At 59.5% G+C, this 20,749-nt stretch carries 18 protein-coding genes and 1 pseudogene; 9 read left to right on the plus strand and 10 right to left on the minus strand.

All coding sequences use genetic code 11. The features are described 5' to 3' along the window. Nucleotides 1-22: 22 nt before the first annotated feature. Together QZR14_RS27625 and QZR14_RS27630 are read left to right on the plus strand one after the other, a co-directional pair. A complete protein-coding gene (locus QZR14_RS27625) occupies nucleotides 23-289 on the plus strand; it encodes a short-chain dehydrogenase (RefSeq protein ID WP_311998273.1) in 267 nt (88 codons plus the stop codon). A 206-nt stretch (nucleotides 290-495) separates the two neighbouring features. Further along, entirely contained in the window at nucleotides 496-705 is a 210-nt protein-coding gene (locus QZR14_RS27630) for a hypothetical protein (RefSeq protein WP_250605023.1), read from the plus strand. A 425-nt stretch (nucleotides 706-1,130) separates the two neighbouring features. On the opposite strand, the gene QZR14_RS27635 is transcribed toward QZR14_RS27630, so the two are convergent. From QZR14_RS27635 to QZR14_RS27655, 5 genes are all read right to left on the minus strand, one after another. After that, nucleotides 1,131-1,628, minus strand: a complete 498-nt coding sequence (locus QZR14_RS27635) for a GNAT family N-acetyltransferase (protein ID WP_250605021.1) — start codon at nucleotides 1,626-1,628, stop codon at nucleotides 1,131-1,133. A 206-nt stretch (nucleotides 1,629-1,834) separates the two neighbouring features. Continuing rightward, nucleotides 1,835-2,416, minus strand: coding sequence for a DinB family protein (locus tag QZR14_RS27640; protein ID WP_311998274.1), 582 nt, complete (start codon nucleotides 2,414-2,416; stop codon nucleotides 1,835-1,837). A 17-nt stretch (nucleotides 2,417-2,433) separates the two neighbouring features. After that, nucleotides 2,434-3,549: a cell division protein ZapE gene (gene zapE, locus QZR14_RS27645; RefSeq protein ID WP_311998275.1), complete on the minus strand. Its 1,116-nt coding sequence runs from the start codon at nucleotides 3,547-3,549 to the stop codon at nucleotides 2,434-2,436. Nucleotides 3,550-3,571: 22 nt separating this feature from the next. Beyond that, the gene (locus QZR14_RS27650; protein ID WP_123450045.1) at nucleotides 3,572-3,913 is read right to left on the minus strand and encodes a nuclear transport factor 2 family protein; all 342 of its coding nucleotides are present in this window, start codon (nucleotides 3,911-3,913) and stop codon (nucleotides 3,572-3,574) included. A gap of 53 nt (nucleotides 3,914-3,966) precedes the next feature. Beyond that, a complete protein-coding gene (locus QZR14_RS27655; RefSeq protein WP_311998276.1) occupies nucleotides 3,967-4,683 on the minus strand; it encodes a helix-turn-helix transcriptional regulator in 717 nt (238 codons plus the stop codon). A 195-nt stretch (nucleotides 4,684-4,878) separates the two neighbouring features. On the opposite strand from QZR14_RS27655, the gene QZR14_RS27660 reads away from it, so the two are divergent. The 3 genes and pseudogenes from QZR14_RS27660 to QZR14_RS27670 all read left to right on the plus strand — a co-directional run. Next, entirely contained in the window at nucleotides 4,879-6,345 is a 1,467-nt protein-coding gene (locus QZR14_RS27660) for a nucleobase:cation symporter-2 family protein (protein ID WP_311998277.1), read from the plus strand. 66 nt (nucleotides 6,346-6,411) lie between these two features. Beyond that, nucleotides 6,412-6,885, plus strand: a complete 474-nt coding sequence (locus tag QZR14_RS27665) for an LEA type 2 family protein (RefSeq protein WP_311998278.1) — start codon at nucleotides 6,412-6,414, stop codon at nucleotides 6,883-6,885. Between the two features lie 30 nt (nucleotides 6,886-6,915). Then, nucleotides 6,916-7,065: pseudogene (locus tag QZR14_RS27670) on the plus strand (GNAT family N-acetyltransferase); the annotation flags it as partial. 141 nt (nucleotides 7,066-7,206) lie between these two features. Here the strand turns inward: QZR14_RS27670 and QZR14_RS27675 are convergent. Continuing rightward, the gene (locus tag QZR14_RS27675) at nucleotides 7,207-8,130 is read right to left on the minus strand and encodes a carbon-nitrogen hydrolase family protein (protein WP_311998279.1); all 924 of its coding nucleotides are present in this window, start codon (nucleotides 8,128-8,130) and stop codon (nucleotides 7,207-7,209) included. Between the two features lie 84 nt (nucleotides 8,131-8,214). Here QZR14_RS27675 and QZR14_RS27680 point away from each other — a divergent pair, with 84 nt between their 5' ends. Further along, entirely contained in the window at nucleotides 8,215-9,123 is a 909-nt protein-coding gene (locus tag QZR14_RS27680; RefSeq protein ID WP_311998280.1) for a LysR family transcriptional regulator, read from the plus strand. A 4-nt stretch (nucleotides 9,124-9,127) separates the two neighbouring features. Here QZR14_RS27680 and QZR14_RS27685 read toward each other — a convergent pair whose 3' ends face one another. Next, nucleotides 9,128-9,382 (minus strand): hypothetical protein, encoded by a 255-nt coding sequence (locus QZR14_RS27685; RefSeq protein WP_311998281.1) that lies wholly within the window; start codon nucleotides 9,380-9,382, stop codon nucleotides 9,128-9,130. Nucleotides 9,383-9,536: 154 nt separating this feature from the next. Here QZR14_RS27685 and QZR14_RS27690 point away from each other — a divergent pair, with 154 nt between their 5' ends. After that, nucleotides 9,537-9,854, plus strand: a complete 318-nt coding sequence (locus tag QZR14_RS27690; protein WP_016982860.1) for a DUF883 family protein — start codon at nucleotides 9,537-9,539, stop codon at nucleotides 9,852-9,854. A 60-nt stretch (nucleotides 9,855-9,914) separates the two neighbouring features. Here the strand turns inward: QZR14_RS27690 and QZR14_RS27695 are convergent, their stop codons facing one another. Continuing rightward, complete coding sequence (locus QZR14_RS27695) at nucleotides 9,915-10,955, minus strand: Ldh family oxidoreductase (RefSeq protein ID WP_311998282.1); 1,041 nt, start codon at nucleotides 10,953-10,955, stop codon at nucleotides 9,915-9,917. A gap of 229 nt (nucleotides 10,956-11,184) precedes the next feature. Here QZR14_RS27695 and QZR14_RS27700 point away from each other — a divergent pair, with 229 nt between their 5' ends. Continuing rightward, nucleotides 11,185-16,038 (plus strand): dermonecrotic toxin domain-containing protein, encoded by a 4,854-nt coding sequence (locus QZR14_RS27700; protein ID WP_311998283.1) that lies wholly within the window; start codon nucleotides 11,185-11,187, stop codon nucleotides 16,036-16,038. A gap of 85 nt (nucleotides 16,039-16,123) precedes the next feature. Here the strand turns inward: QZR14_RS27700 and QZR14_RS27705 are convergent, their stop codons facing one another. Further along, nucleotides 16,124-16,393, minus strand: a complete 270-nt coding sequence (locus QZR14_RS27705; RefSeq protein WP_250605003.1) for a PepSY domain-containing protein — start codon at nucleotides 16,391-16,393, stop codon at nucleotides 16,124-16,126. Nucleotides 16,394-16,545: 152 nt separating this feature from the next. On the opposite strand from QZR14_RS27705, the gene QZR14_RS27710 reads away from it, so the two are divergent. Then, complete coding sequence (locus QZR14_RS27710; protein ID WP_311998284.1) at nucleotides 16,546-17,547, plus strand: FecR family protein; 1,002 nt, start codon at nucleotides 16,546-16,548, stop codon at nucleotides 17,545-17,547. A gap of 56 nt (nucleotides 17,548-17,603) precedes the next feature. Here the strand turns inward: QZR14_RS27710 and pvdQ are convergent, their stop codons facing one another. After that, entirely contained in the window at nucleotides 17,604-19,949 is a 2,346-nt protein-coding gene (pvdQ, locus tag QZR14_RS27715; protein ID WP_311998285.1) for a bifunctional acylase PvdQ, read from the minus strand. Between the last annotated feature and the right edge of the window lie 800 nt (nucleotides 19,950-20,749).

Raw genomic sequence — 20,749 nt, forward strand, 5'->3', positions numbered from 1 at the left:
TCGCGCAGGCCGGAGGTGAAGCATGAGTGCGCACATTTCCATGACCCACAACGACGACAGCATTCCAGTATTGCTGGTCTCCAGCGAAGCCCCGCTGGATGTCTTGCACAACAGTGCGGCCAGTCGGTTTCTGGCGGTGACGCAGATGATGGAAAGTCTGGCCAGCCTGGATATTTCGTCTGCCAAGGGTGCTGATGTGCAGCAACTGGCCCATGCGGCGGCGATGTTGCTCCGCGATGGTTGTGACGTAATGGATGTGCTGGGGCGACAGATTCGGTTGCGGGTCTGAGGCTTGACTGGAAGCTCTGACCTCTACCTTCAAGGCGCGCCGCACCTTCGTTTGATGTGCGCCGCGCCTGTCTGATATCGCCCCGCAACATGCTGCAAAACCTACACTGAACGGGCGTTAACCCCGCGTTAATTCATGCCTCCCAGACTCTTTTCCGAGATCTGCTTCATGGACGAACGGCTCCCACTTGTTCAGTAGGAGGCACCATGAAAATCATCACCGTAATCCTTGCCGGGCTGTTTGCCCTGGGCTCTGCCAGCGTTTTTGCCGAGGGCGGCGCTGAGCGTATGCGTTATTACTACGACAATTTCCCGGTTCACCACGCCCAGAGCGAGCAGAAGAGCGACGCCAACGCGAAAGAAATTCGCGTTCCCGCCGATCAGACGGCGCAGGTGACCGAGTCGTATCGCGACTGAGATTGACCGAGCAACCGATGGACCTTCCGTGGCTCCGCTCTGGCCTGGAAGAAGACAGTTTGGCGCCCTGATTGGGGCGCCTTTTTTATGGGCATTGAGCGGGGTGTTCGACCTTATGCTGTCGCGAGTTCGCAGATTGGGTTGGGTCAGCAAGATCCACCCCCCTCACCCCAGCCCTCTCCCCAAAGGGGCGAGGGGGAAAGGGAGCCGATTTTCATGCTTTTCAAAACCTGCGTTCGGCTCGATGTCTCAGGTCGGCGTATCTTGCCCAAACACCTCGGTCAGTCCCCTCTCCCAAGACACAGGAGCTGTTTTGTGTGCTTTTCAAAACCTGAGTTCGGCTTGATGTTTCAGGTCGGCGTATCTCGCCCAAACACCTCGGTCAGTCCCCTCTCCCTCTGGGAGAGGGTTAGGGTGAGGGGCTTCTAGGCTTGCAGATTCTTGATCCAGAACAGCATGCGCCCGTAATCCGGGTCGAACATGCCCGGCGCAAAGCCGAATTTGCTGTAAGCGTTCTGCGCCACGGCGTTGCCTTCCAGCACTTCGAGGGTGATTTTGCAGCAACCGCGCTGGCGAGAAATTTCCTCGACTTTCTGCAGCATTTTCTGGCTGAGACCGAGGCCGCGAAATTGGCCGACCACCGCCACGTCGTGGATGTTGACCAAGGGTTTGCAGGCAAACGTGGAAAACCCTTCAAAGCAGTTCACCAGCCCGGCCGGTTCACCGCCGACGAAGGCCAGCACGCTGAACGCATGCGCTCGCCGGGCCAGTTCTTCGGGCAGCCGGCGCAGCAGCTCAGGGTCGAGCGAACGACCGCCGCCCATCGGGTCTTCTGCGTAATGGTTGAGCACGATACCGATGGCCTCGGCGTGCGTTGGATTGCTGTAGCTGGCCTGAAGTACAAGAATCTCTGCGGAATCCATTTCCATCCCCGAACACAAAAGCCCCGGCGCGCAAAGTGCGCACTGAAAGGCTGCCTGACCTTAGCGCGGGGGTGATCGGACGGGCAACCCGCAAATGCAAAAGATCAAAAGATCAAAAGATCAAAAGATCGCAGCCTTCGGCAGCTCCTACAAATAATCGGGTGTAGGAGCTGCCGAAGGCTGCGATCTTTTGATTTTTTGCTTCGTCAGTGGCCCCAAATCAACGCTTCAGTCCAGCCCAGTTCGGCAAAGTCCCCGGCGCGTAGACTGCTCTCACCGACACAGAAAAACTCATCCAGCTGCGGCGGCTTTACCGCTGTGTCACTGAGCATCGCATGCACCTGCCCACGGTGATGAATCTGATGTTCAAACAGGTGCGAAAGCATGCGCAAACGGCTGTCATGCTGCGGCGTATCGCGGGCGATGGTGACGATGCGGGCCAGATCGGTATCGCGCAATTGCTCGCAATAGGCGATCAGGCGTCGATCAACGTGAGCCTGCTCTTCGCGCAGTTGCAGGCCGCCGGTAAACGGCTCGTCGACATTGAAAAACACGTAGCAGTCGGGATGCGGCTCGGCCCCACGCAATTCGCGCTCCAGCGCATCGACGTAGAACCAGTCGCATGTGAGGATGTGATTGAGGGTCAGACGAATGCTCGGGAAAAAGCTCACCCGCGGTGCCGCCAGCTCTGCCGCGCCGAGCTGCGACCAGGCCTTGGCCAAACGATGATTGGCCCAGGCATTCTGGTAAGCCATGGTCAGCAAATGATGGGATAACGCTTGGCTCATGTCGGCGCCCTCTTCACTCAAGCTTCGGCAAAGCGCTGCAGCTGCATCTCCTGCAAGCGACTGAGGGTGCGGCGGAACGGGAATTCCAGATAACCCTCGGTGTACAGCACATCCATGGGTACTTGCGCTTCGATGTACAGCGGCACCTTGCGGTCGTAGCACTCGTCGACCAGCGCAATGAAACGCCGCACGCCGTCGTCGTGAACCGACAATTGCGGCAACTCGCGGTCACCGGCCACCACTCGCTGCGCGGCGTCTTCGGTGCCGCGCGCGATGCGCCCTTCGCGTTTCTGTGCGCTGAGATTGGGTACTTCGCTCAACAGAATAGCCGTGTAGCGGTCGCACAGCGCGATGAAATCCATGGCGGCGAACGGCTGCTCGCAAAGATCGGCGTAGCGGCACCACAACACCGTTTCACTGGCCTGCACCACGTTCAACTGGCGATGACCGACCGCCACCGGTTCGGCGCTGGCCCGTTGCCCGGCAGTCAATGCCTGAAAGACTTCCTCTAGCGCACTCACCGCAGATGTGGCGACAAAGTAGCGTTGCAGGCCGGCCCCCGGATGCAAGCGATGATCCTCGGCGCCATTCACCGCAACCACCTGCATATGCGCCTTGATCGCGGCAATCGCCGGTACAAAGCGGTCGCGATTGAAGCCGTCGGCGTACAACTCATCCGGCGGCAGATTGGAGGTGCAGACAATGACTACGCCTTCATCGAACATCACCTGAAACAGCCGACCGAGAATGATCGCGTCACCGATGTCGTTGACGAACAGCTCATCGAAGCACAACACCCGCACCTCGGCCGCCAGCTCCCTGGCCAGCGCGCGCAACGGATCGGCAATCCCGGTCAGCTGGAACGAGCGCTGATGCACCCAGCCCATGAAGTGATGAAAGTGTTGGCGTCGCGCCGGCACCCGCAGACTCTGATAGAACTGATCCATCAGCCAGGTCTTGCCGCGCCCGACCGGCCCCCACAGATAAACGCCGCTGACCGAACGGGCACCGGCGTGCAGCGCTTCATGGCATTTTTGCAGTGCCCAGACTGCATGTTCCTGGGCTTCATCCTGGATGAAGCCCTTGTGTTGCACGGCGTGTTGCCAGGCGCTGAGAGGAGAGTCGAAAGTCATGCGCGGCAGTATGCCACGACGGTTACAGGGATATATCCAGTCGGGCGATTTTCCCCTGCTCGTTCAAGCGAAACGTGTAGCGCAACTGCGCCGGGCTGCCGGGGAAGGTTCCGGAAATCAGCCCGTGCACCAGCACCTTGCCGGTGCGCTGTTGCACGTCCAGCACTTCGACCCGAGGCTGATAGCGTTGCCCGGTGTCGTGCATCCATTGCGCGATGGCTTGGGGGCCGACCTGATGCTGGCCCTCGTCGAACACGTTGGCATCCTCGGCAAAAAAACTGCCGACCCGCGAGGTATCGCGCGCGTTGGCCGCATCAATATACGCAGCGATCGCCGGCGCCAGTGCAGAGACGGGATGGGACATGGTTGCAGCTCCTTTTTTGTGTGGTTCTGCGAGCATCCTAAAACAGCGTTGCGTCAGTTTTTGTCAGGAGTGAAACGCCCGCTTTCGTCCAGTTGCATCTGCTCGCGCCAGGTGCGCAACAGATCGCTGCGGCGCCCCGGATAACCCTCGCCCTGACGGCTGGCCGCGCTGATGCGGTCGGTGCGAAAGGTGCGGTAGGCACTGCGCAATTCGCACCACGCGACGATGATCCGCACCTCATTGAGAAAGCCCAGCGCCAAGGGCCAGATCAGCCGCTGGCTGGGCACCTGTTGCGCGTCGGCGTAATCGATGTGCAGTTTGGCCTGGTCGCGGATGGCATGGCGGAACACGTTCAGCGGCACGGCGTTTTGCGGAAAACCATAGCCCGACGGGCCCGGCATCACCGTGGGATTGCGCAACGCTTCCTGGGCCTGCGGATCGAGCACGGCGGCGATTTTCGCCAGCGCATCCGCTGCTGCTTTGCCGAGGAATTCGTCACCGCGCTGATCGACGTAACGCAAACCGAGGACGATGGCTTCGGTTTCGTCGGCATTGAGCATCAGCGGCGGCAGAAACAGGCCGCTGCGCAACACATAACCGATCCCCGCCTCGCCATGGATCGGCGCGCCGAGTGCAGTCAGTTCAGCGATATCGCGATAGAGCGTGCGCTCGGACACTTCCAGTTCGGCAGCCAGGGTTGCCGCCGTCACCGGGCGCTTCTTGCCGCGCAGCACTTGCAGCAAAGTCAAAAGACGAGTGGTACGCGACACGATGGGCAGGCTCTGGAGGGAAAAGATGTTCGAGCTTAGCAGAGGCTGGTGTCAGAAAATGGCAGGAGCAAGGTGGTAGCGAGCAATAAAACCTGACCTTTCAGGCAGTTATTGCTCGTTGCCCTCGCCGCCCTCTTCCGGCATTCTGCGCCTCCATTTTCTGACCCGGCCCCGCCTCGCGGCGCGCAAAACACCATGACCGCCTCTGAAAAAGCCCCGCGCAACAACGACCTGATCTACGGCCTCAACGACCGTCCGCACCTGACCGCCACCGTATTTGCCGCGCTGCAACACGTGCTGGCCAGCTTCGTCGGCATCATCACCCCGACCCTGATCATGGGCGGCGCCCTCGGTCTGCACAGTGAAATCCCCTACCTGATCAGCATGGCGTTGTTCGTCTCCGGGCTCGGCACCTTTGTCCAGGCCAAGCGTTTCGGCCCGGTCGGCTCAGGCTTGTTGTGCCTGCAAGGCACCAGTTTTTCCTTTATCAGCGTGATTCTCAGCGCCGGTTTCATGGTCAAGGCGCGCGGTGGTGGCACCGATGAAATCCTCTCGACGATCTTCGGCGTGTGCTTTTTCGCCGCGTTCATCGAAGTGGTGCTGAGCCAGTTCATCGGCAAACTGCGCATGCTGATCACCCCGGTAGTCACCGGCACCATCATCACGCTGATGGGCCTGTCGCTGATCAAAGTGGCGATGACCGACATCGCTGGCGGTTTCGGCGCGCCTGATCTGGGCGCAGCCAGTCATGTGTTTCTGGCGGCTCTGGTGATCGGCACCATCGTCGTGCTGAACCGCGTCGACGTGCCGTTTTTGCGCTTGGGCGCGATCGTTATCGGCCTGACGTTCGGCTACGTGGTCGCCTGGCTGATGGGCACGGTGGATTTTGCCTCGATGCCCGAAGTGCCGCTGGTCAACGTGCCGGTGCCGTTCAAGTACGGGTTCAACTTCGACTGGGTGGCGTTCGTGCCGGTGGCGGTGATCTTCCTCGTGTCGCCGCTGGAAGCTGCGGGTGATCTGACCGCCAACTCGATGATTTCCCGGCAACCGGTCAAAGGCCCGCTGTACATCCGCCGGATCAAATCCGGCCTGCTCGCCGACGGCCTCAATTCGGCCATGGCTGCAGTGTTCAACAGCATGCCGATGGTGACCTTCGCGCAGAACAACGGCGTGATTCAGTTGACCGGCGTGGCCAGCCGTTACGTGGCCTTCTTCATTGCCGGTCTGCTGGTGCTGCTGGGGCTGTTCCCGATGATCGGCGCGGTGCTGCAACTGATGCCGAAACCGGTACTCGGCGGCGCCGAACTGGTGATGTTCGGCACTGTGGCGGTGGCCGGGATCAAGATCCTCGCCGAGGCCGGTCTGCATCGGCGCAACATGTTGATCGTGGCGATTTCGCTGGGCATGGGCCTGGGCATCGCGGCAGTGCCAGAAGTATTGCGCGAACTGCCGCAAGCGCTGCGCAACATTTTCGAATCGCCGATCACCGTCGGCGCGTTGTGCGCTATCGTGCTGAACATCTTCCTGCCGGAAGAATTCATTGAGCTGGAAGAAGACGATTTCGACCCGGAAGCTTCTATTCTTCAGGTCATGGAAAACCCGGACATGCCGGCCAAAGGTGAACCTGCCCCAGCGGCGGCTGTCGCACAGTTGAACCGCTGACGTCTGGCCTCTAAAAGAAAGGGCTGAGCCGATGACGGTTCAGCCCTTTTTGTTGAGAGACCGTTTATGCGCCGTTTCCAAGCCGTCATTCTGTCACTGCTTCTGCTGTCCCTCAGCGCCTGTGCGCTATTCCCCAACCGTGATCCGGTGAACATCAACGTAGTCGGCCTCGAGCCGTTGCCAAGCCAGGACCTGGAAGTGCGTTTCGCCATCAAGTTGCGCGTACAGAACCCCAATGAGACGGCCATCGACTACAACGGCATCGCGCTGGATCTGGAGGTCAACGGCCATTCGCTGGCGTCCGGCGTGAGCGATCAGAGCGGTTCGATCCCACGGTTTTCTGAAACAATTGTCAGCGTGCCGGTCAGCATCTCGGCATTCTCGGTCCTGCGCCAGACACTGGGCCTGAGCCAGACGCAAACCCTCGATAACCTGCCGTACGTGCTGCGCGGCAAACTCGCCGGCGGCCTGTTTGGCACCATGCGCTTCGTCGACAGCGGCAAACTCAGCCTGCCCAAGGCCCGTGCCGCGACCTGGTGAACATGCGTTGGCCTGCGGCGTTCTTAAAGACCGAAAGCGGCGCCGAATATTGGCTCGCGCAGGCTCTCGGAGCGCGCGGGGATGCGCTTGATCCGGACCGATGAAGATGATTTTGTCGGTGGGCGTTTCCCTCGGGAAATCTGGGAGATCACGTGCGAGGAATGGCTGGAGCGCCACTGAAAAATTCGCTTTCGAAAACACTGAAAAACCCTGTGGGAGCGGGCTTGCCCGCGATGGCGGTGTGTCAGGCGCCATCAAAGTCGACTGACACCGCCTCATCGCTGGCAAGCCAGCTCCCACAAGTTCTTTATCAGGCTGGAGTCATGCGTTGAAAAGCACGCCCGGTTTGGCCCGTTCATCAACCGACAACTCAAACACATCCGGCCGCGCGTAGTGCCCGACCACATCGTAGTCATAGCGCGCACGCACCAGTTCATCGGTGTCAATTTGCGCCGTGAGCAACCCCGCCTCACCCCGCAACGGCCCGGCCAGCACGTCGCCCATCGGCCCGACAATCACGCTCCCCCCGGCAATCAACGGGCGATCCGCCGGCCAGTTGGCAATCTCCACGCCCAGTTCATTCGGTGACGCTTGCACCTGACAGGCACTGACCACAAAGCAGCGGCCTTCATGGGCGATGTGGCGCATGCTGACCTGCCACATCTCGCGTTCATCCACGGTCGGCGCGCACCAGACTTCAATGCCTTTGGCATACATTGCCGTGCGCAGCAGCGGCATCATGTTTTCCCAGCACACCACCGCACCGAGCTTGCCAACCTGCGTGTCGAATACCGGCAAGGTCGAACCATCGCCCTTGCCCCAGATCAGCCGCTCGGTGCCGGTGGGCATCAGTTTGCGGTGTTTGCCAACCAGGCCTGCCTGCGGATCGAAATACAACGCCGTGCAATACAACGTGCTGCCCGCGCGTTCGATCACGCCAAGCACCAGATTGGCTCCGGTGCGCGCCGACAGACCGGCGAGCGCTTGCGTTTCGGCACCCGGCACATCGATCGCATTGGCAAAATATCGGGCATAGGCTTCGCGCCCCTCGGGCAGGCGATAACCCAACTGCGTGCCAAAGCCCTCGCCTTTCGGATAACCGCCCAACAGCGCCTCCGGCATCACCACCAGCGCCGCGCCGGCCTCGATGATCGCGCCTTCCCAACTCAGAATCTGCTCCAGGGTCGCGCTTTTGCCTTCGGGCAAGGCGCCGATTTGCAACGCAGCAACAATTGATTTGGCCATCGCCATCACTCCATCAGGTTCAGTGGTTGCCGATTCTGCGGGGCCACGCGATCATGAATAAAGCCCCATTCACTGCTGAATGATATGAGCCAAATGAATATCGCAACGGTCGACCTGAATCTGCTGAAAGTCTTTGAAGCGCTGCATGAAGAGTCCAGCGCCAGCCGCGCGGCGTTGCGTCTGGGCGTGACGCAATCGGCGGTCAGTGCCGCGCTGCGCAGGTTGCGCGAGGTCTATGGCGATCAACTGTTCGTGCGTACCGGACGCGGCTTGGCGCCGACGCTCAAGGCCAATCAATTGAAACCGGTGGTCAGTGAAGCGCTTAACAAGTGCCGGCAAAGCCTGGCAATGGTTGATCCGGCGGCCAATCAGTACGACGGTCGCTCAGTCACCGTGGGCCTATCGGATGACTTCGAGATTGCCTACGGTCGCCGCCTGATCGAGGAAATTGCCCGCAGCGCACCGAAGTTGCGCTTGATCTTTCGTCAGACCCACAGTCAGATCGTCGCCCGCGCCCTGATGGAGCGCAGCATCGACCTGGCGATCACTGCCGGGGGCTTTGCCGAGCGCTTGCTCAGCCGTCAGGTGTTGGGCGAAGGAGGATATGCGTGTCTGGTCGATCCGGCGAGCCTGGCGCCCGGCCAGCAGCAAATCGATCTTGAGGAGTTCGTCGCCCGCGAGCACATTCTGGTGTCGTCTGGCGGGTTTATCGGGATTACCGATGAGGGCCTGGCGGCGCTGGGCCTGAGTCGGCGGGTGTGCGCTTCGACCACGCATTTCGCCGCGCTGCCGTACCTGCTCAAGGGCAGTCGGGCGGTGGCGACAATACCGACGCATGCCGCTGAAAGTATCGCCGCGCTCAGCGGCCTGACGTTGCTGCCCTGCCCGCTGCAGCTGCCGCGTTACCCGATCGAACTGGGCTGGCGCACCAGCACGCAGATCGATCCGGTGGTGGTCAAAGTCCGCGAGGCGATTGCTGCGACGTTCACTTGAAGTGTTACTTGTTGGCGGCCATCAAGCGATTGACTTCACTGCGCACCATGTTGGCGAACTCCGGCGGCGACATGCCGTCCAGTTCCGCGCGGACCCACTCGGCCCACTTGCCTTTGCGCTTGCCGCGCTCGCCGAACAAACGCGCGGCTTCGCCTTTGGCTTTGCCCAGATTGTTCTGCCAGAGTTCGAACAGACGGGATTTCTCGTCTTCCAGCGCAGCGCGCTCTGCGAGTGATTTTTCGGCCAGATTGAAACTCATGGGGAATTATCCTGCTGCGTAAAATGGCGACATCTTACACGCTCGACGGAAATCTCCCGCGCAGGTTTTTATTTCTGACCTAAATTCAGTGCAACTTTTCAGCAAGCGCCACACTCCATTGATCACTGTCCATTCAACTGCAAGGAGTCACCCAATGGCCCGCAAATCCGCCGTGCAAGCCGCCGAAGATCAAATCAAGGATCAGGCCTTCAGCGAACTTCAGGCTCTGATCGAAGAGTCCGACAAACTGCTCAAGAGCAGCGCCTCACTGGTCGGCGAAGAAGCGGAAACGCTGCGCGGACAAATCGCCCTGAAACTGCAGCAGGCGCTGGACTCGGTGTCGAGCGTACGTGATCGCACCAAACCGGCGGTCGACGCCACCGAAAGCTACATCGGCGGTCATCCATGGCAGACCGTGGCGATCTCCGCCGGTTTCGGCCTGGTGGTCGGTTTGCTGCTCGGTCGTCGCTGAGTCAGGCACACAAAAAAGGCGAACCCTGCTGGGTTCGCCTTTTTTATGCCTGGCGAAAACTTAAGCGCCTGCCAGTTCACGCAACTGCGCCAGCGTCTGCGCATCCAGCACGATGCCCTCAGCCAGCGATTTGCTGCGTTGCCAATGCCGCCGATCGCCCGGCAAACGCTTGAGGCCGACACTGTGCATCTGCCGCACCAGCTCACCACTGCGCTCGGCAAAACTCTGCCCGGCGGCTTTGCTCGGGTCGATGACGATCAACAATTGCCCGGTCCACGGCGTCTTCGCCCCGGGATGATTGGCCCAATCGAACTCGAAAGAAAAATTCCCCCCCGTTAATGCGGCCGCCAGCAACTCGACCATCATCGACAGCGCCGAACCTTTATGCCCGCCGAACGGCAGCAACGCCCCACCCTCGAGAATCGCTTTGGGATCCTGCGTCGGCTGCCCGAGGCTGTCCACGCCCATTCCGGCCGGCAGCCGCTCGCCTTTGCGTGCAGCGATCTGCACGTCGCCATGGGCGATGGCACTGGTGGCCAGATCGAAAACAATCGGCGCAGCACCGGCCCGTGGTGCCGCGAATGCAATCGGATTGGTGCCGAACAGCGGGCGGTCGGCGCCGTGCGGCACCACGCAAGTCATGCTGTTGACCACGCTGAGCGCCACCAGACCTTCATCGGCGAAGGGCTCGACGTCCGGCCACAGCGCGGCAAAGTGATGCGAGTTGCGAATGGCCAACACGGCAATCCCGGCACTACGCGCCTTCTCCACCAGCAACGGCCGGGCGGCGGCCAGTGCCGGTTGGGCGAAACCGTTGCCGGCATCGACACGTACAAATCCCGAGGCGACATCTTCCACTTGCGGCACCGCGTGGCCGTTGACCCAGCCGCTGTTCAGGGTCGAGACATACCCGGGAATGCGGAACACGCCGTGGCTGTGGGCACCGTCGCGCTCGGCGCCGGCGCAGTTGGCGGCCAGCACTTGCGCGACTTCGGTGGAGGTGCCGTGGCGCAGAAAAATCGTTTCAAGCAGTTGCGTCAGCGCTTCGAGTGACAACGAGGACGAGACGGCAGAGGACACATGATCGTGTGGCGCAGACATCTGAAGCTCCAGAATGATTATTGGAGGGAACAACAGCGTACGGACGACTTGCCCGCCGATTAACCATGCCGGAGCTATTGGCTGTCAACCCTTCGATTGGCGATGGCGGGCATTGGTCGATGGCACATTTCAACTCGATGTGTGCGGTAACTATGTACCGCCTGCACGGCGACCTGCCTGCCTACTCTTGAACTCCCCGCCCAAGGCGTCCCCGTTCAGAGTTGCGAAGATGTCCAGCCCATTGCTATTCCCCGACATACTCAAATTCCAGGGTGAGCATGACGACCCAGGTCGAACGCACGGCCTCAACAGCAAAGATTTCAGCTGGCTCGCGCATGTGCAGCTGGCAACCCACACCCTGCGCAGCGAACAAACCCCGCCCATGCTGGCCGAACGCATTCTGCTTAACGCCGACAAGCAATTGGCTGTACCGCTGCCCGGCAGTTTTGTACTCAGCGCCGGGCCGGATGACAGTGGCGTGTTTTTGTACACCCCTTACGACGGTCTGAAAAAGTACAGCGATGAAAAAGCGCTGACAGATGCCCTGCAGACACGCCTCGACAACGCTGACGAAACGGATGATCTGTTGGCCTTTCTCAGTGTTTCGCTGCGCAAGGAACTGGTAGAGAAACGCGGCATTACCCTCACCCGCGAAACCATCGCAGGCGATGTCTTTGACGATCAAAGCGCCACGATCCGCCAGTCTCAGGACACCTGCGCCCGCGATCTGCTGGATGAACTGAAACAGCTGCCGTCGCTCACCACCCTGCTGGAGAAGATTCTCGACGAATTGCTCGAAGCGCATTTTGCCGGTTTGCAGCAGTCGCGCACCCGCGTCAATTTCTATCCCGACAGCGCCCCGCTGGCCGGAGATATCAGGCAATGGATCCGTTCGATGTCATTGAGTGAAGCGCTGTTGCTGCACTTTCGCCGTCAGGGCTGGCCACGCGGCCAGACAGCGCAATTCTCCCACCCGGCCCGCGCAAGCCAGGAGGGAGATCAGGCTGCCTGGGCCGATGCGATCAAGTCTGCGTCAGGGAAACTGACCATGCTGCTGTTTCGACAGCTAGAGGCCTACTGGAACGCCGCTGCATTCGAGGGTTCGCCCAGACGCCTGTGCTTCAGCCAGGCGTTGAAGGATCAAATGCGTGCCGATTTGATGCTCAAGCGCGAAACGGAAATCCTCTGCGCCAGCGAATTCGACGCCCTGCACAGCGTGATCCGGGAGCCGAAGGTGGCGTTCCGACGGCCCAACTTCGAAACCGTGTGCTTGCGTGAGGCGACCGCCCATGTCGAACTGGCCGGCTCGCTGATGATCAACCATGACAAGGCTTATCTCTACACCCCGACCCAAGGCTTGCAAGTCCTCACCGACTACTCCGATCTGAAACAGACGCTGATCGCCAAACTCAGTGCGGCCGGCCATGAAGACGAGCTGTATGGACTGATGAGCCTGGAGGAACGCAATCGCTATCTCGGCTTTACCCAGGTTCAAGTGTCCGGGGAAAACATCGGCGGCGACATCATCGCCACGCTGCTTGAAGCGATCCTCACCAAGCAGCGGCAGAACGTTGAATTCGCCTTGCAGCTCTTCCGTCAGAGTGAGCGCACGACCGATATCCATGCGCTGTTCGACAAGGCGCTGGATATCCGTTCGATGATTCATGAGCGCCTGCTCAAGCTCGACGTCAACGAGCGCTGGAGTACCCGACCGTTGTTTGCCAGTGCGCCGCTCTCATCACGGGTGCAGGCCGACAAGGCTGCGCAACTGGCGATAACACTCGAACGCGACGAGGAGAATCTGAGCCGTCACTTCAAGGACCAGCCGACCGCGAGCAGCGCCGAACAACGCGTGTTTCTCCAAGGCATTCGATGGAAACTGGCGCAGGCTTTTGAGGATGGCGTGCGCGCCGAGGCGCACGTGAGAAATCTCAGCGGTTCCTGGCTGACGGTCGAACGGAAAATAGTCGAGACCGTGTTCGATGCAAAACACGCGACACGCAGGGATCGCCTGGCGTTCAATGGTTTTCGGCCAGATGCCTGGTCGTTGATCCTCACCTGCGCAGGCAAAAGCGATGCACTGCCGCTTGCGCATTGCGTGCTGTTGACCGAGCGCGGAGGCATGGACGCCGAGCATTCCGGACGGGTGATCCTCTGGACGCCAGCCATGGGCCTGGAATCGTTCGACGACATCGCCATTGCGCAAAAGCAATTGCAACGGCGCCTGGACAACAACAACCAGTCTCAGACGCTGCTGGAAAATTTGCCAACGGCACACTATCGACTGGATCAACAATACACACTGGGCCCGTTACAACTGATTGAAGGCGACGTGTTGAATGATCGCATGCAATCGGCCATTGACCATTTCCTGGCCCGTTGTGAGGCGTTACGCGTTTGCATCACGGACAAGTCCGTCCTCGCGAACTCCCTCACGCAAATGGCAAACACGACCATCGATACCAATCTGCGCCGCGCCATCGAACTGACCCGGACTTTCGTCCGTCAACAGGATTTCCCCGACTGGTTGCGCATGGCTCCGGACACGGAACAACGCACACAACTGGCACTGCTGGATGAGGTGCGGCGCAGTGTTATCGAGGGCAAGGATTTTCTCCACGACGTCCCCGCGTTGGCCACCCATGTCGAGCAAACGCTGAAGACTCTGCTCGACGCGCGATTCCCGGGTACCGACCTCAAGCCACAGGAAATCCAGATCACCCCGAATCTCACGCTGGCAGGCCCGCCTTGCAACCTGCTCGACTTTGCCTTGCATCACTACAACATCGTGCAGGGCACCGGTTTCAAGGTTGCCTCGACAATCGCCAGCGCATTGCCGGCAAAGCTTGATCAGTCGGCGGTGCAGCAACTGCTGCAATCCCTCGACATCACCACCACCTACACGCGAAAAGTCACCGACTCGCTGTCAGCCAACAGCGAGTCGGCACGCACCAGCAAAGCGCGTTTCCTCCGTCAGTTGCCCTGGCAATTGATGCAGCACGCGCATGCCTTGAAGTTGCAACAGCAGCTATCGGAAACCGGGTACGACTACATTTGCCAAGTGCTGGATATGCCGGACGGCATAGCGCGCGCCACGGTGCAGGGTGCGCACGCCATCGCTTGCCCGCTTTCATTGATCAAGACCTCCGGTGCCGATTTCGTTGACACCCTCGGACTTTATGTCATTGGCCCCGGCGCGGGACATACGGGGCCACGCGTGCTCTACGCACCCTACTCGCGCTTCGTATTTCGGGAATTCGAGAACCAAGCGCAATTGGTCGAGGCCTTGAATACATCGGGGCATTTTCAGGACCTGATCATCCGGCGCCTGCCTTCCGGGCAACAGGCCGTTTTCAAGAACCTGCTGCAAACGACGATTGGCAAAACCAGTGAAATCAAAATTCACAGCACGCCCATCAGCGGCAATCTGCTGGAGCATTTGCACAAGGACACGCTCAGTCTGCTGCCGCAACTTCTCAGATGCCAGCCGCAGATCAATGCACAAGCCGATTGGGAGACCGCGAAGTCTCTGTTCTGTCACGGTGTGCGTCTGGTTCCCCATCTCTTGCCGGGGAAAATTGCCTCTTTGTTTTTTCTGTGGAAAAGCTACAACGACTTCAAGGAGTCCGCCGAAAACCTGCAGGATCATCATTGGGCCAACGCTCTGAAAAGCTTTATCGCCGGGGCGATCTCGCTGTTTAGCCTGGGGCGTCTGTCCTGGGAAGCAGAGGCAGAATCGGAGACGGCCGAGTTTGCCGCTGAAACGCCGGCGCCAGGACCAAAGGTTGTGCAAGCCTTGGAGAATACGACGGAAAAAGTCGCCAGCCGCTGGGCAAAAGTCCCGCCGGTTACACCCTCTCGCGCCAACTTACAGCCTTATGAATCCAGCACCGCACTCGAAAACCTCAAGTTCGAAGCCAATAAACTGGTGTATGCGGATGCGTCGAATACACGCAAGTACGCGGCGATTGCCGGCAAGGTCTATCCGGTGCTCCTGTCTGAAGAGACGTGGCACTTGCGCAAGAAAGACGGGGGGCTGGGACCTGCGCTTGAACAGAAAAACACAAGACTGGTGCTTGCCCCCGTCGGTCAGGCCGTGCATCGCTGCCGATCGAAGAGGCGCGCGCCTCTGCAAACCAGACTTGAGCAGCACTGTTCAGTTCTGATGCTTATCCAGGCCAGAGGAATGGCGGAAATCAACCGTTTGTACCCCGCCCGAGCGTTCGTGATCCAGCAGGCGGTCGGGCGGGCGAGAACTTACGCGCTGAATTGCCTGCATAACTTTGTCGTACACCGCGACAATCTCGGCGGCACTCGCGTGGAAAGAGTCCTGAGGGACTTTTTCGAAGTGTCGCAGGTGACGCCCATGTTGCTGAAGAAGATCGAGAAGGTGATCCTGCCCCTTTGCCGGGAGCTGACGGACCCTAAAGATGACTTGCTCTATACCGAGCGTTTTTTCGCGGGCCTCAATGCGCGCTACGACGACGATACGGTGGCCTTTGTGTTTAAGGAAGACAGGCGAAGGGTCGTGCACTTCACGGAACATTTTTTCAATCCGAAACTGGATACCTACACCGCTTATTTGCCGCCCAGGTTCAATGTCGACTCCCATGCTCGCGCGGTCACGCTGCTCCACGAACTGTCGCATTTGATCTGCGACAGCGAAGACCTCGTCTCCGTAGAGGCAATGAGTCCGTACCCGGACCTTATCGATACCAACATTGCAGACGGTCAACTGCTCAAAACCGTTCTGGAACGCTATCGCAAGTCTTTGTCGCGCTCCACCACGCCGGCACAGTTATTCGCGGACAAGAATCAGAAAGGAGTGTGGGTGGAACTGGGTCAGTTACCGGAGCAAGCCACGGCTTACAACAAAGTGCTCAGCCTGACCAAAACGAGAAATCTTGCCGAGGCGCGCAAAGCGTTTCGCAATCCACTCGCTGATGAAGCGCGCATAGACGTGATGATGGCCAACGCCGACTCGATCGCGCTGCTTATCAGCGAATTGGGCAGGCAACTGGATCCACCACCGGCACCGATACCGTTGCCGGCGCCCACATCAAGCCAGGCGAATTCCAGGTAAGCGTCACCGTGCCCAGTGGCACAAAAAAAAGCGCCGGTCTGAGGCCGGCGCTTTTTTTCGAACACACTAAGTATTTACAGCGTGATCAATCCTTTTGGTCGCGCAAAACATTGCCCGATGCCCCGTCGATGCGGAACTCGTAAACACTACCATCAGCCTTGCGTCCTTCGCCTTTCCAGTAGCCGTCGTTGTCGGCTTCGATCTCATAGACCTCGACGTAACCGGCCTTGGTCTTGACGATCTCGATGGCTTTTTCGATGGTGACCCAGCCAGCGCTCGGGCGATCGGCCAACGCTGCGCCTGCGCTGAGCAAACCGGCGGTGGCAATCAACGCTGCGAATGTCTTCTTGATCATTTCTTTTCTCCATTTGTACAGAGTGGTCATTGTCGTCCTGCTTTTTGGGTGCCTGAGGGAAAAATAAGTTCCACTTTGATGGGTAAATGCCATGACGGATGTTCTCGGTCACTTCCCGACAAGGTTAGAATGGGCGAAATCAGGACGAGTCAATGACCCAAGACACTCTCTCGGAAGCCGAATACGATGCGATCACCGATGCCGCCGCGCATTGGTGCATGCGAGTGCACGCCGATGACTGTACGGAAGAAGAACGTCGCGCATTCAAGCAATGGCACGACGCTCATCCCCTGCATGCATTCGAGTATGAAGCCATGCTGGAAATCTGGGACGTGGCCGAACATTTGCCGCGCCCGGCATCTGCTCCGGTCATGCCTGCACCTCAGCCTTCACGCTCGTGGCGTCAATTCGCTGTAGCCGCCGGTGTCTGTGCGCTCGCGTTGCCGCTGGCGGCGTATACCGGCTGGAGTCTGGGCTGGCTGCCCGACAGCTATCAGCATTTTGCCGCCACCGATACGGTCCGCCAGGTCACGCTGAGTGATGGCAGCCAACTCGAACTGAACCTGAACACCGACCTGACCTTCAGCAATTACAAGGACGAACGCCGCGTCACCCTGAAACAAGGTGAAGCGTTCTTTACGGTCAGCCACGACACGGCTCACCCGTTTGTCGTTCGCGCCGGCGAAGGCAGGATTCGCGTCACGGGTACGCGCTTCAATGTCTGGATGTATCAGGACCAGGTGCGGGTGAATCTGATCGAAGGTTCGGTGCTGGTCACCAGCAACCGCTCATTGCCAGGCGATGGTTTGCGCCTCGGCCCGTCGATGCAGGCGCGCTACAAACAGGGCGACTACATGCCGCAGATCAGTCAGACCTACGCCGGTGACACGTCATTGGCATGGCGCAACGGCAAACTGGTGCTGGATAACCTCGCATTGAGCGAAGCGCTGCCCCTGATCAACCGTTATCTGAACAATCCATTGGAGCTGGCTGACAACAGTACCGGTGCGATCCGCGTAGGTGGTATCTACAACATCAAAGAGCTGAACAACTTCGCCAACAGCCTGCCCAAGGTACTGCCGGTCTACCTGACCCGTAACAAGGAAGGTAACCCGGTGATCAACCCGATACCGCAACAGCCGCCAAAAAGCTGAAGGCCGCAGCCCTTGCAGGATGCGGCCTTCAGGCTCGACGCGATTAACGCTCGGGTTTATTGCGTGGCGACCTTCCCTGCTTTGTCCAGCGTCTCGCGCACAGTCTGCACCTGATACTGCGGGTCAGCCTCAATCTGCTGTTCGGTAAACGGCAGCACACTCCATTGTTTCTTCGAGAACGCCTCGGTCTGATCCCGCGAATACTTCGACGCCGGATCGCTCGACAGCGAGAACGCCAGCAGCCCTTGGGCGTGCGGGCCGTTTTCGTCAAAGGTCACGACTTGCAAGTAGCTGGTGCCACTGACCACTTCGAGTTTGCCGTCTTCACGCGGCACGCTCTGGATGGCGTTGTAGATGCCCAACGTACCCGGGCCGCCGTGAATCGGCGTCTGTTGCCCGCCGCTGCTGACGACCTGGATATCACCCCAACGGGTTTGCGGCTTGAGGCCCATTTTTGTGCTCGATTCGACCGACGCCAGCATCGCCTCACGCAGTGCTTTGGCCACCGCCAGCTGCTCGACCGCCAGACCACGCGGCGTGTGTTGCGCATCCTTGGGGTCGAACGCAACCCGCCAGACATCCGGCGAAGCCTGCAAAGCCTGCATGATGTTGTGGAAATGCATCAGGCCCAGACCCGAATCAAGATTGGCGCGGCCATCCCATGCCTTGAGGCTGGTGCAAACCGGCTTCAGCGCCTGCGCGTCGGCACCGAGGTCAGAGGCACAGAACTTCAGCAGATCCGGCACCACCTGAGTCGCCAGGTACACCTGATCGTCCATCACCATCTGCTGCAGATCCTTGACCGCCAGCGGGCCTTTTTTACTCAGCGTGCTCAAGCGATCCAGAGCAAACCGCGAACGCAAGCCCAGCGGTTGACCTTCCTGACTGATCAGCGGCGAGAACCCGGTGAGCGGTTGCGCCGGGTTCGCCAGCCATGCCGAGTCATTGGAGTGCTGGACGAAGTCCTTGCGCAGCAGTTGCGGCAATTGGCTGGCAGCATAAATGCCCTTCTGCGCCGCTTGCGGGTCGATGTCCCAGGCGCAGGCGCTGTTGGAGCCGTCCAGCACGATCATTTGCGTACCGATACTCGGGTCGCTGCACTTGGCGAGCTTCTCGGCGTTGACGTTCGGCACCACCGACAGGTTCATGTACAGCGTCTGACCTTTGTCATCCACGGCCAGGGTGTTGACCCACGGAATGCCCTGAATCTTGTGCACCGAATCCTGCAGCGCCTGAAGCGTGGAGGCCTGATTCATCGCGTACCACTGGTTCAGCACCCGATCGTTGTCGAGGTTGGCATCGCGCAAGCTGTAGGCGAACTGATTGTCCCAGTCGAGCTTGCCCGGCCACTGCACGATCGGGCCAAACTGCGAACTGTAGACATCACGTGAAACTGGCACGACCTGCCCATCAGCCTGTTTGACCTGCACGGTCACGGTCTGCTTGTTCAGCGGCAGGGATTGGCCATCGAGCATATAGCGCGTGGAATCCTTCGGATCGAGTTGCAGGCGATACAAGGTGAAGTGTTTCGACGAATCGACCGTGTGCGTCCAGGCCAGATGCTGATTGAAGCCGATATTGATCATCGGCAGACCCGGCAAGGCAGCGCCCATGACGTCGAGCTTGCCGGGAATGGTCAGGTGCATCTGATAGAAACGCATGCCACCGACCCAAGGGAAATGCGGGTTGGCCAGCAGCATCCCGCGCCCGTTGAACGAACGCTCGCTACCCACCGCAACAGCGTTACTGCCACGGTCCAGAGCAAAGCGTTGCTGACGCGCATCGGCCAACTGATAGGCCTGCACATCATGTGCGATCGCCGCGGTCGCCTGCGGCGGCGTCGCCCCAGCCAACGCCTCGGCAAACTGGCCAACACCGCCCTCGACCAACAGCCGACGGGTCAGCTTCACCAGATCTTGCGGCGTAATCTCACGCACCCACTCGCCCTGACATTGTCGCGGCAAGCCTTGCTGCCGGCGCTCACCCAGATAGCGGTTGTAGCCAGCCGCATACCCTTCCACCAGATCACGCACCTGCACAGGCTGCGCCTGCCAGAACGCATCGACCGCTTGCGGCGTGTTGAGCCAGGTAAAAAACACATCGCTGACACGGTTTTCGCGTTGCTCGACCGTGAACTGCTCCGGCCCGAAATAACGTGAACGCTGCCCGTTGACCGTCACGATCTCATTGGCCAGCAGGCACAGGTTGTCTTGCGCATAGGCATAACCGATGCCAAACCCGAGCCCGCGCTCATCCTGCGCACGAATATGCGGCACCCCAAAAGCGGTACGGCGAATATCGGCGCTGACATCCGTGGCCGGGCTGAACGCATGGGCTGAACAACTCAACCCAAAAAACACGCCGGCCAAGGTCAGTCCGGTTAACTGTCTGGAAATAATCACGCTCGCTCCTGATCGACATGCCAAAGAGCGAAACCGGCGCTGGCACGACTCCGCTCTGGAAACACCCACGCGTCCACGCGCAATGAGCCTGTCGAAGAAACGAAGTCAGCGGAAAAAATTTAGGCTCTCCACGCAACCCCCCAAAGCAGAATCAAAAGCCCCTCACCCTAGCCCTCTCCCAGAGGGAGAAGGAACTGACCGAGGTGATTGTGAGAGCTACGCCGACGTGCACACCGAGTCGAATTCAAACACTGAAGCAGATCAAAAGCCCCTCACCCTGGCCCTCTCCCAGAGGGAGAAGGAATTGACCGAGGTGATTGCGAGAGCTACGCCGACATGCACACCGAGTCGAATTCAAACACTGAAGCAGATCAAAAGCCCCTCACCCTGGCCCTCTCCCAGAGAAGGAATTGACCGAGGTGATTGCCAGAGCTACGCCGACGTGCACACCGAGTCGAATTCAAACACTGAAGCAGATCAAAAGCCCCTCACCCTGGCCCTCTCCCAGAGGGAGAAGGAATTGACCGAGGTGATTGCCAGAGCTGCGCCGACGTGCACACCGAGTCGAATTCAAACACTGCAGCAGATCAAAAGCCCCTCACCCTGGTCCTCTCCCAGAGGGAGAAGGAGTTGACCGAGGTGATTGTGAGGGCTGCGCCGACGTGCACACCGAGTCGAATTCAAACACTGAAGCAGATCAAAAGCCCCTCACCCTGGCCCTCTCCCAGAGGGAGAGGGGACTGACCGAGTCGTTTGCGAGAGCTACGCCGACGTGAAAAACCGAGTCGAATTCAGACTCT

The organism is Pseudomonas sp. rhizo66 (assembly GCF_031931925.1).
Classification (GTDB): domain Bacteria; phylum Pseudomonadota; class Gammaproteobacteria; order Pseudomonadales; family Pseudomonadaceae; genus Aquipseudomonas.